Below are 20,200 nucleotides of genomic sequence, written 5' to 3'. Positions count from 1 at the left end.
GCAATCTATCACGTTAAAAGATATGTCTAGCTTCACATTGTCAGCATTTTTTACAGTTAGTCTTTAATTTATATTTGGATTCAAACGCACTCGACACAACCGATTGTATTTATTATGTTTTAATTGAATGGTACAGATAGTGCTTTAAATTATAAAGTTAACTTATCTATCAAATGGAATAACAACGATGATCAAGAACTTAGCATTTACTTTTATCATGCTCTTAGTTGGAAGTGTTTCTCTTAATGCCTCGGCAACACTAATCACATATGAATTTAACGGTAACAACCCAAGCGGCTCTGCCATTCTAACTTACCAAGAGACAGTATTAGATGGAGATGCAGATCACAGTAATCTAGTATCTGTAACAGGTAACTTCGGAGCAGGTATGTTTACCTATTTGTTTAATTCAAACGATGCCTTCTCAGGATTTAACTACGATGTTTCTGACCTCAGCTTTCAAGGTTTTTACTGCTGTGGTGGCAACGCTGTAAGTATTAATGCCCCTTCTGGCGGCGCTCCAATAAACATTGGCACAGGTAGCCCAACATCTTTCAGTATCTCATCACCAAGTGGTGCTTATCAATTTACTGCGATAATCGGCCAGCCAAATATTTCTGTTCCTGAGCCTTCAACTTTACTAGTTTTTGCCTTAGGCATGTTTGCACTGAGCACAAGAAGATTTAAAAAATAGCGTTCATATAGTTACTTTTAATTAGATTAGAACACCAACCGTAATGGTTGGTGTTTTTTACTTTTAAACATCTCTCATAAACTAAAAAGCTACTCATTCAATAATTTCACCTAGTCTTCTAATTTATTTTTCACTACACCTTTAAAAGTAACATTCTTAATTTTCTAGCCTTCGATCCGCCTCTAATAACCGATACACAAATGCTAGATAGCCATTATTTTATTATCAATTTTCTACGTTTAAGCTTCACAATAGAAATAATTGACTATTTTTAGACATTGCTCATGATATATAAAAGGGTCAAATGCGAAACGCAGATTAGGAATAATTATGATAAAAGACACTGCAACGACGTTAAGTAAAACCACGGTAAGGCTACATTGGTTAGTGGCCTTAATGATGATTGGCCTAATTGCTGTTGGCATTTATATGGAAGAGCAAGAAGTTTATGCACTCTACCCTTGGCACAAATCTTTAGGTGTATTGATTTTACTTTTAGTAATCCCAAGAGTCGTATGGCGCACGTTGAATGGCTGGCCTAAAGCCGTTAGACAATACGCGAATATTGAAGTGTTTTTAGCCATAATTGTCCATTGGGTGCTTATACTAGGTACAGTTATTATGCCAATATCAGGCATGATGATGTCAGGTTTTGGAGGTCACGGCATCTTTATATTTGGCTTTGAATTGGTTGCCATGAACCCAGATCCAGCAAACCCAAATGAAGTAATCGCAACGAACGCCCAACTCGCTGGCATTGGTCATGAAATGCACGGTCTTATTGGCGAAGTATTGATATTCGCCATTGTATTGCACGTTGTTGGCACTGTTAAACATCATGTCATTGACAAAGATAACACCTTAAAACGAATGCTCGGGCGCTAATACTATGTGTTGCTGCGAGTACTTTAAAGGTTCGCAGCGACAAAAAGTCAAAGCGGCACGCCTGTTAGACTAAACGGTATTTTATTATGTAAATAATATGCCCCTAGCATGCGCGACGGTGTTAAGTCTAAAGCATGTGCCCTTGGTATCACATCAGTGTTCATGCTAACTTCTGCTAGCCCGTATTTTACGGTGACCAAGTTAGGAAGTTCCTCGGCTAATGTTAAAATACTTCCCTTTTCTCCCGTTCTTCCCATTTCAATCACTTTGCCGTTTCTGATGTTTAAAGAAGGTTTTAAAGATAAAGATACTAACTGTTCCTTTTCTGAATCACTTATTTCATAACCTTCAGTGTTTAAAGTAACTTCCATTTCGCCACCGTACTCCCCTAACGCCTGACCAGTATAAAGCGGCGGATATTTTTCAAATTCAATATCACCTAAAGTTTTAGGTAACCCCAGCCCAATAATTCCAGCCCACATCGAATGCTCATCAGTCACAGGCATGTATATACAGTGCCATACTTCTTTGCCTTGATACTCCGCCAGAATAAAAATAGCGTTTTCTTTGTATGGGGTAGCATCATAATCAATTCGAAAAAAGTCATTAATAAAAGCGAATACTAATGTTCTATTCGGCATATCAAATATCTCGGGCAGCAACTGTCGGTATACCGCTGTATTTTCAGTTTCGTAATACAGGAACACCCCGTCATTTTCCAAGTAGCGATACTGTGTATAGTCATCACTTGGTATATTTGAAACCGGCTCTTCCTCAGGCTTTTCATTCACGGCACTTTCAGCTGAGTCACTACCACCGCAACCAACAGCTGCAATAGATAAAATTGCGGCCAAGGTTAATTCTTTTAAGGTTACTTTCATCACTAAGGCCTACTTAATTGGTCGACCATTTAATCGAAAAGGAATAGTATTTTTTAAGTAATAGGAAGCGATGACTCTAGACGGGGTTAAATCTAGAGGGTGAACTTCTTGAGGCTCTCTGGTTGAAGGAAATTCAAAGCTAATTTCCCCTTTTCCTGCTGTTAAGGTTAACTTTTTATCAAGTACTTTCGCTAAATCTAAGATGCTACGTTTAGTCGCCCTACCCATTTGAATGACTTCGCCATTAAGTAGACTAACCTTTGGAAGCACTGATAGTTTATCGATATATTCTTTCTCATTTTTATCAAATTGATAGGCTTGCGTATCTACTTTCAAAGACATGACATAGTTGCCATCTGCAACGGCTTTGGCATCAAAAATAGGTGACTTTCTGTCAAAGCTGATTTCTCCCATAGATTTAGGTAAACCTAATCTTCTAGAACCGACGATCATCGATTCTTGGCTAGTAACTGGCATAAACACACAATGCCAAACCTGTTTACCTTGATATTGGGCTAACAAGAAAATTGCAGCCTCTTTATATGGCTGAGTTTGAGCATCCATTTTGTAAAAGTCTGATACAAAGGAATACACCATCAAGTTTTCTGGCATTTCAAACTCTTGTGGTAACAACTTACGATAAGCTTCTGTTTGTTGGGTTTCGTAATATAAGTAAACCCCGTCGTTTTCTAGATAAGTGTATCGCCTGTCTTCCGACCAGGCAGTTGAGCTAAATACAACTAAACTCATACCTAAGAAAAATTTGTTTAGAAGTAATTTACCTAGCAGTAGTTTGCTTACTAATAACGTTTGATATTTCTTTAATAACCAATGGCAACTAAACATTGTTCAACCTTGTTTATAATGACTAACTCATCACATAGTAAATTTAGTAAGTGGAGCAGTCAGTCAAGGTAATGCAATCTTGGTGTAAAGATATCGTAAAGATGCTTTATGTTCGAAAATGGTTGAGACTAAAATTTACATATGACAAAGAAAGATAGCATTTTAGTAATTGAAGACGATTTAGATGCCTGCAATATGTTGATTGAATATTTGACGTTTGAAGGATTTAACGTTGCTGCCAGTCATTCGGGTATTGACGGGCTAGATTACTTAAAAACGAATACACCAGACATTATTCTTTTAGACATCATGATGCCTAAAATGAATGGTATAGAGGTGTTAAAGCAAATTCGGCGAGAATCTGATACTCCCATACTCATGCTTACCGCAAAACACGATGATACCGCTAAAGTTCTTGGATTCGAGTTGGGTGCCGACGATTACCTAACAAAACCTTATAACCCCAGTGAGTTGAGCGCACGCATTAAAGCGATTTTACGCAGAACTAAAATATTCACACCTAACGACGATATTGTGAGCATTGCCAACTTAACGCTACTAAAACGCCAGCGTGTAGTTAAAATCGACGGCGAGCTAATTGAGTTAACAATGACGGAGTACAATTTACTCGAGTATTTCACTCAACATATTGATCAAGTTCTCAGTAAAGAGACTCTGTTTCAACAGGTTATCGGCCGAGAATTTGAGATATATGATCGTACCCTTGATATGCATATTAGTAACTTACGAAAAAAAACCGAGCATGCACACTTAAAACTAGTGACGGTTCGAGGCGTCGGTTTTAAATTGATAGAAGCACTTTTATGACACGATTATTCTGGAAAATTTTCTTCTGGTTAATTGTCGTCAACTTTGGTTTGGCTTCCCTTTTTTTCCTATGGAGTGGTGAACGCTTTTCTGCTGCTCAACAAAAGCTACCAACTGAGAAAGTCAGGAATATTCAATTACAGCGTATTTTAGCAGTTTCTTACCTTATAGAGCACGCTGGAGCAAACGCCGCTCGTGAATACTTAATGGAGCTCCCCCAAAGTAAATCAAAGGTGTGGGCTGTTGATAGTTATGGCCAAGATTTACTCAAAAGAAAAGTTCCTTTTTTTATTAAATACTCAAATCAAATACACCAACAGACGGCGTTAAGCCCTAGGGGTGTTGAGTATCAAGTATTCGCTTACATGCCAGATAAGGAAAAACAAACAGCTTATCTTGAGGAAAAGTTTCCTAGGTTGATTAGGCCTATTTTCTACTTTGCTGGTGCAGTTTTCGCTTGCTTCTGGTTAGCAAGGTACCTCACTAGACCAGTAAAAATCATCACTGAAGGTGCAAGAGACATTTCTGATGGAAGGTTTACCAAAGTACTACCAAAGCTTGGTAATCGTAAAGATGAGCTAGTAACGCTAGCGCATGAATTTGATAACATGGCTATAGAAGTTCAAAACAAGCAACAAGCCCTTAAACAATTGCTGAGCGACGTTTCCCATGAGCTAAGATCGCCTCTAACAAGAGTTAGATTAAGCCTTGGTCTACTGGAACAAAAACAAGAGCAAGTAACGGCCACTAGCTTAACAACAGTGTCACAAGAGCTAGACCGACTAGACGAGTTAATCGACCAAATTTTAACGGTAGTGCAATTGGAAAATAGCCCAAAATATCCGCTAGATGACTACATAGAATTGAAAGGGTTATTATCGAGTATCATAACTAATATAGGCGTTGAACTAGATGAAAAATCTTGCAACCTTTGCTTTGAGCATCAAAATGTCCCTTATGATCTAGTGATGTGTGGCAACGCAGAATTGCTGCATCGAGCCTTTGAAAACATTATTAGAAATGCACTTAAGTATAGCCCTAGAAATGGCACTATCTTGGTGAAAATTACCGATGATATGTCAGGTGTTCGTATTCAATTTATCGATCAAGGTCCAGGCATACCTGAGCATGAGTTGCAGAATATCTTCAATCCGTTTGTTCGCTTGGAATCTTCAAGAAGTACCGATGGTTATGGTTTAGGTTTAACAATTTGCCAACGAGCTATTGAACACAATAGAGGTAAAATTTGTGCTAAAAATGGTGAAACAGGCTTAATAATTGAAGTTACCTTTCCAAAAGACGTTTTCGTATAAATTTAAGCACAGTAAATGGTATCTAAAGCAAGCTTCTGACCTAACTATTTTTTATTTAGCCACTCTGCATTTAACCACTCTTTATTTAGCCACTCTTTATTTAGCCACTCTTTACTTAACCGATTATGGCTTTAACATTCGTCAGAAATGTTTGTGACACGGGCACTTTTACGTCATTTTTAAGGGTAAGTATTAGCTTACGCCCGTCTCTTTCACTGCCGGAAATAGCTTGAGTTGCAACCCACCAAGAGCGATGTGTTTGAAAGCCTTCGACTTTATCTAACAAGGCAAGTGCGTCTTTAAAGCGCATTAACACCATATGATTACCCTTGTCTGTGTATACGTTTAAGTAATGGTCGTCCATCGCCAAACAATAAAGCTCACCACGCTTTTCAATAGGAAGCTTTTGCATAAATTCAGCAATCTGGATTTTGCCTTCATCTTCAACTGTTTTAACACTGCTTTCGATGGTTTGCTGCTGCTCTTGAATAAACTGTTTTTGTGCTTTTAAATAAGCCTTCATGGTTGCACCTAAAGTAATAATGCCACCAATAAACAGGCCAACGAAAAACGACTGCTGGACCAAATGCCAATAGTTAGACGAGAAACCAAAAAAGAGCCCAATAATAAGGGGCGCTAACATGGCCATAGCAATACTTGCCACGACAACACCAAGACCTATTTGCAGCTTATAGTGCCCTGCCATTTTTTCAAAATACTTAGGCAACATCCATTGTGTTACGTAAATAATAGGCGAATAAACAAATGAGCCAGTTGTGCAAATAGCCAACCAGAAAAGCCAGCTATACCAAAAATTTACTTGATCCATCCCGAAAGGTTGTAGAAAAGCAATAAACGAAGCAAACAACACGACATAAGCTAAATCTGACATCACCTTCTGTTTACAAAACAAGCGACTTTTAAGCTGATGTAGCGATGTAATTTCACGATTCGTCAATTGGTACCCCTTTTAAAAACAAGCACTTTGGTGGTTCTTCACGAATTATTTGTATAGCTTCACGAAGAACCGTTAGCAGTTAAAAATGTTACTGGCTATTGTTCGTTCCAAGCAAACAACAACCACAAATTATTGTAATCAATCAATTCTACAAAACTTGGAGAGTAACATGCAATTAACAAAATTCACGTCTGTTTTAATGAGCGCTTTTATCAGCATGGGTTCATTTTTTTTAAGCCCGGATGTCACAGCAAACACCCTTCACCTTGAAATCGACAATATTAAAAATGAAGACGGCAAGTTACTCATTCAATTATTTAACAGTGAGAAGAGTTACAAAGAAAATAAAGCGGTAAAAATGGCTCAAGTGGCTGCTAAAAAAGGACAAGTTAAAGTGACTTTTAACGACTTAGAACAAGGCGAGTATGCCATTCGCTATTTTCACGATGAGAACAACGACAATCAAATGGCAACGAACATGTTCGGTATGCCTACCGAAGGTTTTGGCTATTCAAACAATGCGCAACCAAACTTTGGACCTGCAAGCTATAAAGATATGAAGTTTGAGTTAACTGAAAAAGAGCAAGTAAACAAATCTTCTGTAATCTACATAGGAGGTTAATGATGAACCGTCGCCAATTAATAAAATCTGCGGCAGCGTTATCGGCTTGTTCAACATTATCGCCATTTAACCTCTTAGCCGTTGAAAATAGCAGCACTGATCCACTTATTTTAAACAAAAAAGCATTTGATAAAGCACTTAAAAGCCACCCTGAGTTAATTGCTTTTCAAGGCATAGAAAATGAATATGCTTGGCAAGAAATGACCATTGAAGGTAAGTTACCAGTTCACATTAAAGGTGCACTTTACCGAAACGGCCCGGCTAGGTTAGAGCGAGGTTTACAAAGGTATAATCACCTTTTTGAAGGCGACGGTATGATCCAAGGCTTTTACTTCGATAATGGTCGTCTATTTCATCAAGGTAAGTTTGTTAAAACTAATAAGTTTGAAAAAGAACAATCGGCAGGAAGATTTCTGTTTTCCGTGCCTGATAGTCAAATTAAGAACGGCTTGCCCGTTTCAGGGCCTGACTCTATCAATACTTCGAATACAAGTGTCTTGCCTGTAAATGGTAAATTGTGGGGCCTATGGGAAGCAGGCTCTCCCATGGAGCTTGACGCGAAAAGCCTAGACAGCAAAGGTTTTATCGACCTAGGCAAAAACAGTAAATACGCCGGAAAACTCAAAGGTATGGCGTTTTCTGCTCACCCAAAAGTTTCACCGAATGGTGACATTTGGAGTATTGGTTATTCGTATACTGGACACGTGGTCCTTTATCACATCAACGCTAAAGGCGTTACACAAAATGTCTCTATGATAAAAACCGACTTTAGAGCTGGCATGTTACATGACTTCTTAATAACCGATAAACACATTTTATTGATACTGCCCTCTTTGGTTGCAGATAGGAGCAAAGGAGGCTTATTTGGCTCTATTTCTTACGACAACACCAAGCCTATGGATGTATTAGTGATAGATAAGCAGTCACTTACATTGAAAAAGCGTTATGAAATAGACGCTGGCTTTGCCTTTCACTACGGTAATGCTTGGGAAGAAAAAGACGGTACGATACATTTCGACGCTAGCCTTTATGAAAACTCAGAAGTACTCGCTTACTTAAGTGACCTGATGAAAGGTCAAATTGTACAAGAGCCATTTTCAGCAAGAACTGTGCTTTTCACTTTAAAACCTAACGGAACTTTTTCACGCGTTAATATGAAAGGTGAAAGTGAATTCCCGCGAGTGCACGATAGATTAGCAGGCTTGAGAACCGATTGGTTATACAGTGTAGGCTCAGTTAATACTGACTTATGGAGTGACGCGGTTACAGCGTTAAATACAGCAACAGGTGAAAAACAGCAATTCGTTTACGGAGATGACTTTTTAGTTGAAGAGCATATTGTGGTGAGCAAAAGCAGCAAGGAAACCGACGGCTACCTATTAGGTACCGCGACACATGTTCCCTCTAAGCGAACTTGTCTAAATATTTTCAAATTAGGAAAAATAAACGATGGTCCCGTTTGCCGCGCATGGCTACCCTACCATCTACCTATTGGCTTTCATGGTAATTTTATGTACGCGAGTTAACGACCAATCCAGAGTTTAAAAGTTATTCTTCTCTGAATTGACAATGTTTAGGTAGATCATCGGTAAGCGACAGCCAATCAACCTTTGAGTCGGTATAAATGTGAGACTTCACCTTTACCGGCTCAAGGTTATCAAATGCAGCTAATGCAACTTCTATCGTACCGTCTTTTCGGTTATATGAGCTTTCAAAAAGCAGACTTGACCCACAACACTTGCAGAATTTTCTTACAACGTTTCTTTCCGATTGGTAACTTGCTAAATACTCTTCACCGTTAACAATTTTAAAGTTTTCGAGTTTTACTTCTGCAAAAGTAGAAAAGGCTGCGCCATGAAATTTACGGCACATTGTACAATGACAATGTGCGATATTTTCCATAAATTGGCTTACCGTAAATGTTACTTTGCCGCACAGGCAGCTAGCGTTGTTGCTCAAGGCTATCCTACGTCTAAGTTAAAATCATCTAATTCACCTTCCTTAGCGAGTTCTATTACCGTAACCGACACTTCCATGCCGTCTACTGTCCACTTCCCTGTAAGTTCGTTGTATAGCACCCGAGAAATAAGGGTTTTAAGAGAGTCATCGCTATAGCTAACGATCATATTGCAAATATAGTTATGGACGGGTTGGTAGTCTGGAATGGCTACGTGAACAGGCTTTATCTCCTTGCCCGTTAATGTTCTGCGTTTGTACCATTCCTTTTCTATAATTTCGAATTTCCTTGCCATTTTTAAATCCTTTCGTTACTACAAGTGGCAATCTCAACTATAACCCTTTTTTTTAGCTTTAACTATCGGCTTCCTGATCGGTGTCGATTTCGCCGATTGGTTTTACGGCTTTTTTTCGCATAATAGGAAGCTCACCAGCATCTTGAACAAACGAAGGCTTTTTCACTTTTTTACTCGCCTTAGGTTTAGCTTTTGATTGTTTGTTAGGCTTGTTATCGGCCTTTTTCTTCTTAACTGGAGTTTTCTTTGGTTTAAGGCCTTTAAATTTGGTCTTGAATCCTTCTAGCTGAGAAAATTCAAATGAGGTTTGTAAGAACGCCTCAATGTTTTTAAAGCTCAACCAGTCTTTAGGGCCAACAAAGGAAATTGCATCACCCTGCTTACCTGCTCGGCCTGTTCTACCAATACGATGAACAAACTCCTCACTGTGTTTAGGTAAGTCAAAATTAATCACATGAGAAACATTCACCAAATCTAAGCCGCGAGAAGCTAGGTCAGTGGTGATCAATATTTTATGCTGACCTTTCGCGAAACTTTCCATAATTTGGTTTCGCTTGTTTTGCGGTAAGTCACCACTTAGGGCAACCGTATCATGTCCCTGCTCTGCAAGTTTTGTGGCCAACATTTCGGTATCAGCACGTGTTGCGGTAAAAATTATCACCTGCTGTAACTGTTCTTGTTTAAGGACATTCGCCAACATTTCCTGCTTTTGGTCTAAGTTATCAACCAGATAAAAATGCTTAGTGATATCTTTGTGTTCTGTGTGCGCTGCACCGATAGCAATCCGTTTTGGCGAATTTAAGAGTTCACTAGCAAAATCGTTCACTTGGGCATGATCTAATGTTGCAGAAAATAACAATGTTTGGCGTTTTCTGTGATTCGCTTTTTGATTGATTAATTTCAGCTCTTTGGCAAAGCCTAAGTCGAGCATTCGGTCGGCTTCATCGAGTATTAACAGCTCTAAGCCCTCAAGATACAAGTGGCCTTTTGTTAAGTGATCGGCCAAACGACCAGGAGTAGCAACAACAAAGTGAGGATCTTTTTCCAACGTTTTTACTTGGTCGTTAAAGTTTTCACCGCCCAAGATCAATACCGATTTAAACTGGCTGTTACTGGTAAACAAACGCAATTGTGCAAACACTTGCTTAGCTAATTCACGAGTAGGCGTTAATATGAGTACGCGAGCATCTTTTTTACTTAACGCTCGGTTTTTCATTATCCGCTGCATCGCCGGTAATATAAATGCTAAAGTTTTGCCTGAACCTGTTTTACTCGAGGCAATAAGATCTTGTCCTTGCATCGCCACAGGAATAGCTTTGTACTGAATTTCTGTCGGCGCTTCAAAGCCAAGATGGTCAACGGTTTCTTGTAATCGTTTGTCTAAGCCAAAGTCACTAAATTGCAATGTTTGTTCTCTTTTTTCATTAATTACCCACATTATACCTTGTAACAAAGTGAGATGCTTTTGCTATTTACCTTTAACGTAAAAAAGGCAACACTAGTGACGCCCTTGGCGTTTTATAAAGAGAATAGCACATGAGAAAATACCTAGCGTTCGCGTTACTTGCATTGCCACTTCACAGTTTTGCTCTAAGCGACGATTCAACAAAAAAAATAATGACACCTATAAACAATATGTTCGATGCAATGAGAGAACATGACGGCAGCAAACTAAAACAACAATTCACCACGACCGCTATTTTAGAACGAGCCAAAAAAGATGGCTCTGTCACCCAAACAGATATTGCTAAATTTGCAGAATTTATCAGCAAAACAGAAAAGCACTTAGACGAGAAGTTGTTTAATGTTTCCGTTCACATGAGCGATAACGTTGCTAGTGCATGGACGCCTTTTGCTTTTTATTTAGATGGTAAGTTAAGTCACTGTGGCATTAATAGCTTTCAATTAATACAGCTAGAAGGTGAATGGAAAATTCAGTATTTAATCGATAACGCTCACCCTGGTGATTGTGAAAAGTTTATCGCTAAACATAAGAAAGCTTAATTAACCTTAACCCTTAATTTAAGTATGAATATTAAAAAGGCGAGCTAGATGCTCGCCTTTCTCATTATTTTTTAGCTGTTATTCATCGTTAGAGCTAATAGTGATTTCAGCAATTTTGTTTGCTTCGATATCAGCTTCAGTAAAGCGTAAAGGTCTTAACTGTGGTTGCTCTGAGTACAGTAACGATTGGTCAGTGTTGTGCTCATCACCGAATGTACGTGATTGAGAATAACTTAATAAACCACGTGCTACAGGTCCATCATCAGTAAAACTTACAACACTCATCCAACTGCTGCCGTAACCAATGTGGTAACCCCCAGCATCTGTGCTTAAAATAGAGCTAGCATCTTGCGCTTGATAAACATGGCGTGGCAACACGGTACCATCGTTACCTGTTCTTGAAGTAAAGACGTTAAAGCCACCTTCTACATTATGCGCACCGCCCCACGGAATTTTAACGCCCGACGCTTGTCCTGTAGGTAAGCTACGCTCAACAAACTGTACATCGCCTAGTGGCGCATCTAACGCTATTCCAGCCGCATTCACCTTAGTAATCGCTGTTGCCAGTTGACCTAAAACAACATCGTTATTTGCTAACGTATTTGGCGTAGTTATTGGGCTTTCAGCATCATAAGCTACTTGCCATTGTGGGTTTCTATGGAACTGAAATGCAAATTCTCTGAATAAATGCGCAGCAGCACTATCGGTATTCATTAGGCCATCCCATTTCGCCAGCGCACCGCAGCCAGCCGAAATATCAACACCGTTTACAGGCGTTGAGCCTTGGTCATTACACGCCGACAAAAGCGCAGTTAACACCGACTCACCTAAGTAATTTCTATTGCCAACTAAAGCATGTTCAACTTCTGCAGCCGAGAATTTCATATCATCGCCAGCAGCATCAGCAAGCAGCTTATGCCCCATGCGAGAACGCAATGACTGTTGATTACCTACTTGACCGTATAGCGGTGAAACACCGGTTATTGGAGATTCAGCATTGGTTAACCAAAAGCTATCATTGGAATTTTGCACATAATCACTACCTTCATACTTAGGCGCATTGGCATAAGGTACAGGGATATCATAATCAAACGCAGAAATATTGCCCGGTAAGATAGTAAAGCCTGCCGCTTGCTTAGCACCAATTAACAATGGATTTGTCGTTAATTCATGAATAGCAACATCAGATAAATGAGGAACGGTTGAGTCGTCTATATAGAAAACGTTACCTTCTTTGTCAGCAGACATAGTGTTGTTAAAAATAACACCGTCATAATCTTTAAAAGCTTGCTTAAACTCATCCATGTTACTGGCTAAGTTCATTGCAAGCCAATGGTCGATAATGTCAAAGTTCTTAGTATTGGCGTCTTTAATGGCGTAGGCTGAAGTATCAGTCCATTCAAAGCTGCCTGGAACCACAACCATAGGTCCTTGACGGCTAGAATAACTTTTCTTAGCAAGCTTAATGGTAACACCCGGTGCAACCGCAACATCGATAACAAGTTCTCGTTGTTTAAGCTCAATTGGCGTTCCGTCAATTTCCTGAGCAAGTTTTCCCGGTAAAACATCGGTCAGCGCTAACTGATAAGCAACAAAATGTTCAGCGGTTGAAAAGGTGTGCGTCCAGGCAACATCTTCGTTAAAGCCGATATTTACCACACCAGGCATGCCAGACAACGACCCACCCATAACATTCATGTGACCAGGAATAGTCGTATGAAACTGCCAGAACCTCAGGTTTCCAGAATGTGGAAAATGAGGGTTAGCTAACACCATACCTTTGCCATTTTCAGTTTTATCTTTACCAAGTCCCCAGCCATTTGAGCCTAAATCGTGCGGATTTCTCTCAGGTAACGTAACCTTAGGTGTGAACTTCATTGAGCTGGCTGGCGCGGCACCTGCTACAGGGTAAGGTAAGTAGCTCTCTCCAGGAGGAGCGGCAATGAACATAGGCGCTAAAAAGTTTGCAGCCCCTGGCAATAAAGCGATACCAAGTGAATAAGTAAGAATATCGATATCCGTGATCGGCTGAACCCAAGGCTGACCAGCACACTGAGGGTCTATACCCGCTCCCGTATCACTCAAGTAGCGGTTATAGCCTTGCGCATAGCCACTTAACAGTGCTTTGCTGTTTGATGATAAATTCGTGTAATAACTTTCTGCTTGGTTTCGAATATCTAAAGCTAAGTAGCCAAAATCATTGATTAAGTGTTCTGAATCTCCTGAGCCAAGGACCATGTCAGGACCAAAATACATTGAACGTTTAGAGTTATACTTGATGATTTGATCCGCTAATACACAAATATTGTCTTTAGCGAAAGCGTAACCAACTCCGTATGCAAGGCTTTCTAAGTTATCAGCAGTTACATGTGGCACACCGTAATCTGTCCAACGAATATTGGCTGAAAGTACGCCGTCTGTATCAAACGAAGGAACAGGCGTCACTACAACAGGCGGCTCTGGTTCTGGTGTTGGCTCAGGTACATAAAGCTCTGCATTGTTTTCGTACTTGTAATCGCCATCTCCACCGCATGATGCGAGTAGAAATAGAGCACTGGCAACTGCCAGCGACACTTTATTAGGTGTTGTGATAGTTTTCACGGTAATAGACTCCCCTTAGCCTGTTGTTATTTTTAATTCCTACATTATTATTTTTTTCTGATCGTACCAGTTTGTATCACATACAAATATTTTGGACAACTGTATAATTTAAGAATTAATTTGGTCTAGATTTTGACCAGCGACTTTAATGGTATAGTAGGAATTTATGGGAATAGCAAAAAAGTAATTTGCGTTCGTTCTTATTAGCTCGCAGACATGTTTGAGCGCTCATCTATTTCTTATCTTATTGTTCAACAATTAGATTATGCTCTTCAGTTTACATCAGACGTTAACACCTAGGGCTTAACACCAAGACTTGAATTGTATACTATTCCGTGCATAATAAAGAGAGTTACAAACCAGTCAGTCTGTATTAAGTAGTGATAAACTGAGGTTGATAAATGAGAGATGCAGAGCAAACAAGACAACGAATTTTAGAAATTACGGCTGATGAAATCCATCAAAATGGCTTTCAAGCAACTAGCTTGTCTGCGATTTTAAAGCGCTGTGAAATCTCAAAAGGTGCCTTGTACCATCACTTTGAGAACAAAATGGAGTTAGGCTATGCGGTTTTCGAAGAAATTTACACCCCAATGTTTCTCAATACATGGAAGCCAGCAGTTGAAGTAGATGACCCGATAGAAGGCTTGGTGGAATTTTTTGTCGGTATTTGCCAAGAAATGTCTTGTGACGATGTAATGTGTGGTTGTCCTATTAATAATTTGTGTCAAGAAATGTCAGGCGTTGATGAAGGCTTTCGACTGCGTATCTTAAACATGCAACAACAACTTAACCACTTGATTGCTATAAACTTACAGCGAATCGCTCATCAGCTAAAAAGCGATGTAGACTTTAGTCGTTCAGCGTATTTTATTGTTTCTAGTTTTCACGGAGCATATAGCTTAAGTAAAAGTAGTAAAAACAAAGAGTTATTTGAAAAAGTAATAGAAGAACTCTGTCTTTATATAAGAAATTTACGCAACTAGCCCTACTTACTTATAACTAAATAGCATACATATGTAACCTTTTTGTCTTAATTTGTTACTAATTTATATTTTACAAACCGCTCGGTCGGTATGTAAAATACCTACCATAAATTTTCAGTATCACGTTATTTTAAAAAGGACTCACTATGAAACATTTTCTGTTAGCGGTTAGTTTGCTATTTCCCGTCGTTTCATTATCAACATATGCAGCAGTAAAAGCGCCAGCTTCTGCGGCAACGGCGCCAGAGCAAGTTATCAAGCAAACTGGCAACAAGCTATTTACTCGTATCGCAAGCAGCCAAGAGCAGCTGAAGAAATCTCCAGAGTTAATGCGAGATATTGTTGAAGAAGAATTAATGCCGGCAATTGATTACAAATACGCTTCTTTCAAAATTTTAGGTAAGCATTTACGTAAAACTACGCCAGAGCAGCGTGAAAAATTTGTTGGCTCTATGCGTCACTACTTAGTGAAAACTTATGCAAATGCCTTGAACCAATATAAAAACCAGCAAGTTATTTACGGACAATCAAAGGTTAAAGGTAAGCAAGCCTCGGTAAACACGATTATCCGCGAAACGGGTAAACCGGACATTAAACTGGTTTTCCAAATGCGTAAAAACAAAAAGACAGGTCAGTGGAAAGCGTACGATATGATTGTAGAAGGAATTTCTTTGCTAAGTAGTAAACAAGCTGAGTTTAATAGCCGCATTAACAAGTTTGGCATTGACCAAGTCACTCTTGAGTTAGCTGCCTTAACCAAGTAACAGAATTTCTATAGTCTTCGACTATAGTTGCTCGCTCCATAGCTCACTCGATAGAGCACCTTTAGCCAACCTATTTAGGTTGGCTTTTTTTATAAGCAAATACACTGTTTGGCTTTCTTTATTTTCCTCTGACACTTCGCTGATACAAACCGACATATTAATTTAGCTGACTCTCAGCAGCCTATTCGCTAGTTTGAAATGGTGTTAATACTAATAAATAAAGGAAACAAACTATGCGTATCACCCCCATTGCGATTGCATTAGCAAGTATTCTTCAAATGCCAGCACAAAGCATGGCAAGCGACTACGATCTGCTATCAACCCAAGCAAAACAAATAACTCGAAATAAAGCTACAGAACGAGCTCAATTAGAACAAATACAGCGTTCATCCCGAGTTGACGGCTCAAAACCTGTATACATTTCTCCCGTACTAAAGACTCCCCAGTTTTTTTGGGCAAACCCTGAGTCAGCGCCTTTTGCACGTCAAGCTGGCGCAGAACTATCCAGAGAGCAGCTAAACCGAAAAGCTGGCGACTATTACATAACGCAATATCAACAATTACTTGGTTTATCAGGTAAAACAAAGCGTGGATTGAAATACCAGCATGCTTCTCAAACTGGACGAAAGTCGTCCATTATTACCCACTATAAACAATATGTTAACGATATCCCGGTGTTAGGGGGTGGTGTTAATCTACTGATGGATAAACAGCATAAGTTAATTTCTGTTAGTGCAAATTTAGCTCCTCAAGTAATGCCGATAAACAGCGAGCAAAATTTTAGTGTGGCAGAAAGTAAAGCTATCGCGATTGCCATGTCTGATCTCATTAAACATTCTGTTTCAAGCAAAGCCTTTTCTCGTTCAGATGAACCAAATAAATTTCAGTTAACATCAGAACAGCATGGCTGGAAGCTCAGTGATAATGTGATGATTGACCGAGTGTTTTATCCACAAAAGGATCGTATTTTAAGCGCGTACCAGATTTCAATTCGAGTGACTATCGACAAAAAAGTTGCCACAGATAGAGTGCGCGATAAATCTACAACTGAAGTCAAACACTATGGGTACATAATCTCTGCCACAACAGGTAAAGTCTTGCAAAAGAAAAATTATAGCCACTCTGCATTTCATGGTAACGACACCGACTTTAGCTACTTAGTTTACGCAGACCGATCCACCAAATTGCCACAAGATGGCCCTGACGGAAACAATGGTAGCCCCCACCCAACTGGGCAGCCTGACGGTTTCCAAGCGGATTTTGGCGTACAGGATCTGCTAACCATGCGACATGCAGGTATAGTCACTCAAGACCCTTGGTTGCCAGCAGGTGCTACAGAAACACGAGGAAATAACGTAGACGCTTATATTGACGCTTCTGCACCTGATGGCTTTACCGAAGACTCCCAAGATATGCGAGCTAAAATCAATGGTAATAACGAATTTAACTATGTGTTTGATCCGACGAAAGACGCTAATGCTGATGAGACTCAAAAACAAGCTGCTGTAGTAAACTTATTCTATACCATTAACTACCTTCACGATGTATTTTACAACGCAGGATTTGATGAGGCTTCAGGTAATGCACAGCTCAATAACTTTGGCCGCGGAGGTGTAGAAGGAGATCCTATTTTAGCTGAAGGTCAAGACTACTCAGGGCTTAACAATGCCAACATGGCAACGCCTGTTGATGGTCAATCTCCAGTTATGCAGCAATACCTATTCCAAGGGCCACCAAAATTTACTTTCGATCTAAACGGCGGGGTCGATTACACACTTAGCACTTATGGCAACCAACTTGGTAAAGCAGATTTCGATACTGGAGAAAACGTCGAATTTGTTGTTCCAGATAACGAAACTTACAACATCTGCCAACCATTTTCTAATGCTCTCGATATGACAGGTAAAGTATTAGTTGCTCACCATAACGACCAATGTGACGCAGATACACTTTATGCATCATTATCTTCCATTTCACCGGCAGTGGCGATTCTCGTTAACCAAGAATCTTTACCTCTCCAACTAGAAGAAACCTTGCCTTACGGTATTGTTGATGCCGAAATTAGAGAATCTACTGAAGGTTTCGTTGAAAAAGTTGCCAGTGAAAACTTGACTGGCCGTGTAGCTCGTAAAGTCAAACAGTTTAGAGATTCAACGCTAAGTAACCTTGTTGTTATGCATGAATGGGGACATTACCTACACGGCCGTTTAGCTGGTAATGGTCAAGGCCCAGGTAACAACGTATATGGTGGCGGTATGGGTGAAGGATTTAGTGACTTTATCGCCTTAATGCATCAAGTACGCGAAGAAGATTTAGCTAAGCCTAGTGGCCAAAACTATGAAGGCGTTTATGCGCAGGGAGGCTGGACTGACGGCAGCTCTGTTGATGATGACAACCAAGCCTACTATTTTGGTATTCGTCGGGTTCCTTATACCACAGATATGAGTAAAAACGGTCTAACATATAAACATTTCAGTCTAGGTCAAAGTTTACCGGACCACCCTATTGCCAACGACCAAACACATGTAACAGAAAATGGCGCACACTCACAAGGAGAAGTGTGGGCTACTGTACTTTTTGAAGCCTTTATGGGGCTTGCCCGCGACAGAGAGCGCCTTACATTAAGCCAGGCAAAACAACGTATGCGTCAATATCTGGTTTCAGGGTTAAAACTTACCCCATCTGATGCCACCTACTTAATGGCTCGAGATGCTATTTTAGCGAGTGCTGTTGCTAATGATATTAAGGATGCAAAAATCATCGCTCAAGCGTTCGCTAAACGAGGTATGGGAACATCTGCAACCTCACCGTCCGTTGACTCTACCGACTTAGTTGATGGCCTAAAAGAAAGCTTTGAAATGACATCAATAGCTCAGCCTCGCGGCTTATCATTAAGCTCGATAGAAAACACTTGTGATACTGACGATGTTTGGGATCCAATGGAAACAGCGGTTTTAAACCTAACAATCTATAACAGTGGTGTAGAAGCTTTACCTGCAGGTAATTTATTACTCAGCTCAAACAGCAAAGTCACATTCCCTGAAGGAAGCTCAATCTCGCATGGTGAACTTGCGCCATACGCCGAACAATCAATTCAGGTAAAAGTACAACTAAACGAAGACGCGCCATACAACGAAAAAGTGATGTTTGCCGTTGCTTCCGAACAGAAACCAGAAAACATAACTAATTACAACTTGTTAGCTAATTTTGATATTGGTTTAGGCAGCAACGAATCTTTTGAACGTAGCATTGATAACGAACAGGAAAAGCGATTCTTAAACTGGACAAATACTCGTGATAAGAGCAATGAAAACCTTACGGACGATACTTGGTATGGCGGTAACAATGGCACAACTAAATCAGCAACGGCAAAAATATGGCCATACGTTGGTGAATTAGATGAGTCACTTGAATCTCCAACATTTACCGCAAGTGCCGATCAAGACCTGATACTAAACTTTGAACACTTTTATGTTACCCGTGAGCATTTTGCAGGTGGTTTAGTTGAAGTAAAAGCTGACGACGGAGAATGGACCGCTATCGATGGAAGTATGGTTACACGCTTTGATCTTGACGGCAGTGAGCTAGGTAAAGGCTTTGGCAGTAGCTTTGATGCTTCAGCTGAAACTAACGTTGATGGTAGAGATGCATTTACCGGTGCGAACTCCACGGAAGAAGAACAACAAAACCGTGCTGCTTGGTTGAGAAAAGTCAGTATAAACCTTGGTAAAGACTACGCGGGTAAAACAGTGCAATTTAGATTCCGCTTCGTTTCAGCCTTCGTCGAAGGTGAAGCAAACGATGTCTGGGAAATTGACAATGTTTCTGTGCTTGGCGTTACCAACAAGGCGTTTGATAAAGCGACTATAGAGAACGAGAAACTGTGTAAAAGTAATACAGCACCGACGCTTTCACTTTCTGCAGTTAATGGTACATTTAAAGATAACGTATTAAAGGTTTCAGCAAATGCGGGGACAGCTGTGACACTAACTGCGAACGCAACCGATGCCGAGAATGACAACTTAACCTACCAATGGAAGGTTGCATCTGGCACAAATATTAGCCTTGATAATGCCAATAGTCGCCAAGCGAAAGTGTCAATTGACAAAAACGCGAATACCTCTACGGCAACAATTTCTGTAGTGGTTAGCGATGGAAAAGAATCTGTAACGAGTAGTGCTCAGATTTCCATTTTAAAAGCGAAGAAAAAGAAAAGTGGCGGCTCTACAGGAATACTCGTCATCTTTGGCCTGCTAGCCCTATTTGGTATAAGAAAGAAGTTGCGATAACCCCCTTTCGCTTCCATTCTTGAGACACTTTAAAATCACAGGCGCCGAAAGGCGCCTTTTTGTTATCGCCCTCAAGCTTTCCGACTGAGGGGGCTGAATTTTCCAAAGTTTGCTCGATAACCTGCTCTTCGGTTATTCCTCTATTCCCCTATTTCCATTTTCCACTTCTCCCAGAGCGGACTTTATGGCGAGTAAAAAAGAAAAAGAAGATCAGAGATAATTGAACAGTTTGAAGTACTGTAAGAAGTTTTTAATAAATGAAATGGAACGCGTTATC

17 protein-coding genes are annotated in these 20,200 nt (G+C 40.0%); 10 read left to right on the top strand and 7 right to left on the bottom strand.

Translation table 11 applies throughout. From position 1 onward, the window contains the following. Positions 1-187 precede the first annotated feature (187 nt). Both ACOB80_RS04555 and ACOB80_RS04550 read left to right on the top strand, forming a co-directional pair. Positions 188-694 carry a PEP-CTERM sorting domain-containing protein gene (locus ACOB80_RS04555; RefSeq protein ID WP_473164619.1) on the top strand — a complete coding sequence of 169 codons (507 nt, stop codon included), beginning with the start codon at positions 188-190 and terminating at the stop codon, positions 692-694. A gap of 330 nt (positions 695-1,024) precedes the next feature. Continuing rightward, positions 1,025-1,579 carry a cytochrome b gene (locus ACOB80_RS04550; RefSeq protein WP_473164618.1) on the top strand — a complete coding sequence of 185 codons (555 nt, stop codon included), beginning with the start codon at positions 1,025-1,027 and terminating at the stop codon, positions 1,577-1,579. A gap of 47 nt (positions 1,580-1,626) precedes the next feature. Here the strand turns inward: ACOB80_RS04550 and ACOB80_RS04545 are convergent, their stop codons facing one another. Continuing rightward, positions 1,627-2,460 (bottom strand): acetoacetate decarboxylase family protein, encoded by an 834-nt coding sequence (locus tag ACOB80_RS04545; RefSeq protein ID WP_473164789.1) that lies wholly within the window; start codon positions 2,458-2,460, stop codon positions 1,627-1,629. Between the two features lie 9 nt (positions 2,461-2,469). Further along, entirely contained in the window at positions 2,470-3,306 is an 837-nt protein-coding gene (locus ACOB80_RS04540) for an acetoacetate decarboxylase family protein (protein WP_473164617.1), read from the bottom strand. A 141-nt stretch (positions 3,307-3,447) separates the two neighbouring features. Between ACOB80_RS04540 and ACOB80_RS04535 the strand changes: the two genes are divergently transcribed. Both ACOB80_RS04535 and ACOB80_RS04530 read left to right on the top strand, forming a co-directional pair. Continuing rightward, complete coding sequence (locus tag ACOB80_RS04535; protein ID WP_473164616.1) at positions 3,448-4,134, top strand: response regulator transcription factor; 687 nt, start codon at positions 3,448-3,450, stop codon at positions 4,132-4,134. After that, on the top strand, positions 4,131-5,447 hold the full coding sequence (locus ACOB80_RS04530) for a sensor histidine kinase (RefSeq protein WP_473164615.1): 1,317 nt from the start codon (positions 4,131-4,133) through the stop codon (positions 5,445-5,447). The genes ACOB80_RS04535 and ACOB80_RS04530 overlap by 4 nt, the downstream gene beginning before the upstream one ends. Before the next feature lie 115 nt (positions 5,448-5,562). Here the strand turns inward: ACOB80_RS04530 and ACOB80_RS04525 are convergent, their stop codons facing one another. Then, positions 5,563-6,405 carry a LytTR family DNA-binding domain-containing protein gene (locus ACOB80_RS04525; RefSeq protein ID WP_473164614.1) on the bottom strand — a complete coding sequence of 281 codons (843 nt, stop codon included), beginning with the start codon at positions 6,403-6,405 and terminating at the stop codon, positions 5,563-5,565. Positions 6,406-6,574: 169 nt separating this feature from the next. On the opposite strand from ACOB80_RS04525, the gene ACOB80_RS04520 reads away from it, so the two are divergent. Both ACOB80_RS04520 and ACOB80_RS04515 read left to right on the top strand, forming a co-directional pair. Then, positions 6,575-7,027 (top strand): DUF2141 domain-containing protein, encoded by a 453-nt coding sequence (locus tag ACOB80_RS04520; protein WP_473164613.1) that lies wholly within the window; start codon positions 6,575-6,577, stop codon positions 7,025-7,027. Then, entirely contained in the window at positions 7,027-8,553 is a 1,527-nt protein-coding gene (locus tag ACOB80_RS04515; RefSeq protein WP_473164612.1) for a carotenoid oxygenase family protein, read from the top strand. The genes ACOB80_RS04520 and ACOB80_RS04515 overlap by 1 nt, the downstream gene beginning before the upstream one ends. Before the next feature lie 22 nt (positions 8,554-8,575). Here the strand turns inward: ACOB80_RS04515 and ACOB80_RS04510 are convergent, their stop codons facing one another. Genes ACOB80_RS04510 through ACOB80_RS04500 form a run of 3 tightly spaced genes read right to left on the bottom strand, consistent with a single transcriptional unit; the run spans position 8,576 to position 10,717 of the window. Beyond that, positions 8,576-8,986, bottom strand: a complete 411-nt coding sequence (locus ACOB80_RS04510; protein ID WP_473164611.1) for a GFA family protein — start codon at positions 8,984-8,986, stop codon at positions 8,576-8,578. 2 nt (positions 8,987-8,988) lie between these two features. Further along, positions 8,989-9,279, bottom strand: coding sequence for a hypothetical protein (locus ACOB80_RS04505; RefSeq protein ID WP_473164610.1), 291 nt, complete (start codon positions 9,277-9,279; stop codon positions 8,989-8,991). Between the two features lie 58 nt (positions 9,280-9,337). Continuing rightward, entirely contained in the window at positions 9,338-10,717 is a 1,380-nt protein-coding gene (locus ACOB80_RS04500) for a DEAD/DEAH box helicase (RefSeq protein WP_473164609.1), read from the bottom strand. Positions 10,718-10,815: 98 nt separating this feature from the next. Between ACOB80_RS04500 and ACOB80_RS04495 the strand changes: the two genes are divergently transcribed. Beyond that, entirely contained in the window at positions 10,816-11,283 is a 468-nt protein-coding gene (locus ACOB80_RS04495) for a nuclear transport factor 2 family protein (RefSeq protein WP_473164608.1), read from the top strand. Positions 11,284-11,361: 78 nt separating this feature from the next. Here ACOB80_RS04495 and ACOB80_RS04490 read toward each other — a convergent pair whose 3' ends face one another. Next, complete coding sequence (locus ACOB80_RS04490; protein ID WP_473164607.1) at positions 11,362-13,884, bottom strand: acylase; 2,523 nt, start codon at positions 13,882-13,884, stop codon at positions 11,362-11,364. Positions 13,885-14,285: 401 nt separating this feature from the next. Here ACOB80_RS04490 and ACOB80_RS04485 point away from each other — a divergent pair, with 401 nt between their 5' ends. The 3 genes from ACOB80_RS04485 to ACOB80_RS04475 all read left to right on the top strand — a co-directional run bounded on the left by ACOB80_RS04485 (position 14,286) and on the right by ACOB80_RS04475 (position 19,923). Next, positions 14,286-14,870, top strand: a complete 585-nt coding sequence (locus ACOB80_RS04485) for a TetR/AcrR family transcriptional regulator (protein ID WP_473164606.1) — start codon at positions 14,286-14,288, stop codon at positions 14,868-14,870. Between the two features lie 146 nt (positions 14,871-15,016). After that, a complete protein-coding gene (locus ACOB80_RS04480; RefSeq protein ID WP_473164605.1) occupies positions 15,017-15,634 on the top strand; it encodes an MlaC/ttg2D family ABC transporter substrate-binding protein in 618 nt (205 codons plus the stop codon). A 233-nt stretch (positions 15,635-15,867) separates the two neighbouring features. Next, the gene (locus ACOB80_RS04475; RefSeq protein ID WP_473164604.1) at positions 15,868-19,923 is read left to right on the top strand and encodes a M36 family metallopeptidase; all 4,056 of its coding nucleotides are present in this window, start codon (positions 15,868-15,870) and stop codon (positions 19,921-19,923) included. The last annotated feature ends 277 nt before the right edge of the window (positions 19,924-20,200 follow it).

This window comes from Thalassotalea coralli (assembly GCF_055786205.1).
Note: the sequence above shows the minus strand (reverse complement) of the source record. Positions and strands in the feature narration are given on the sequence as shown.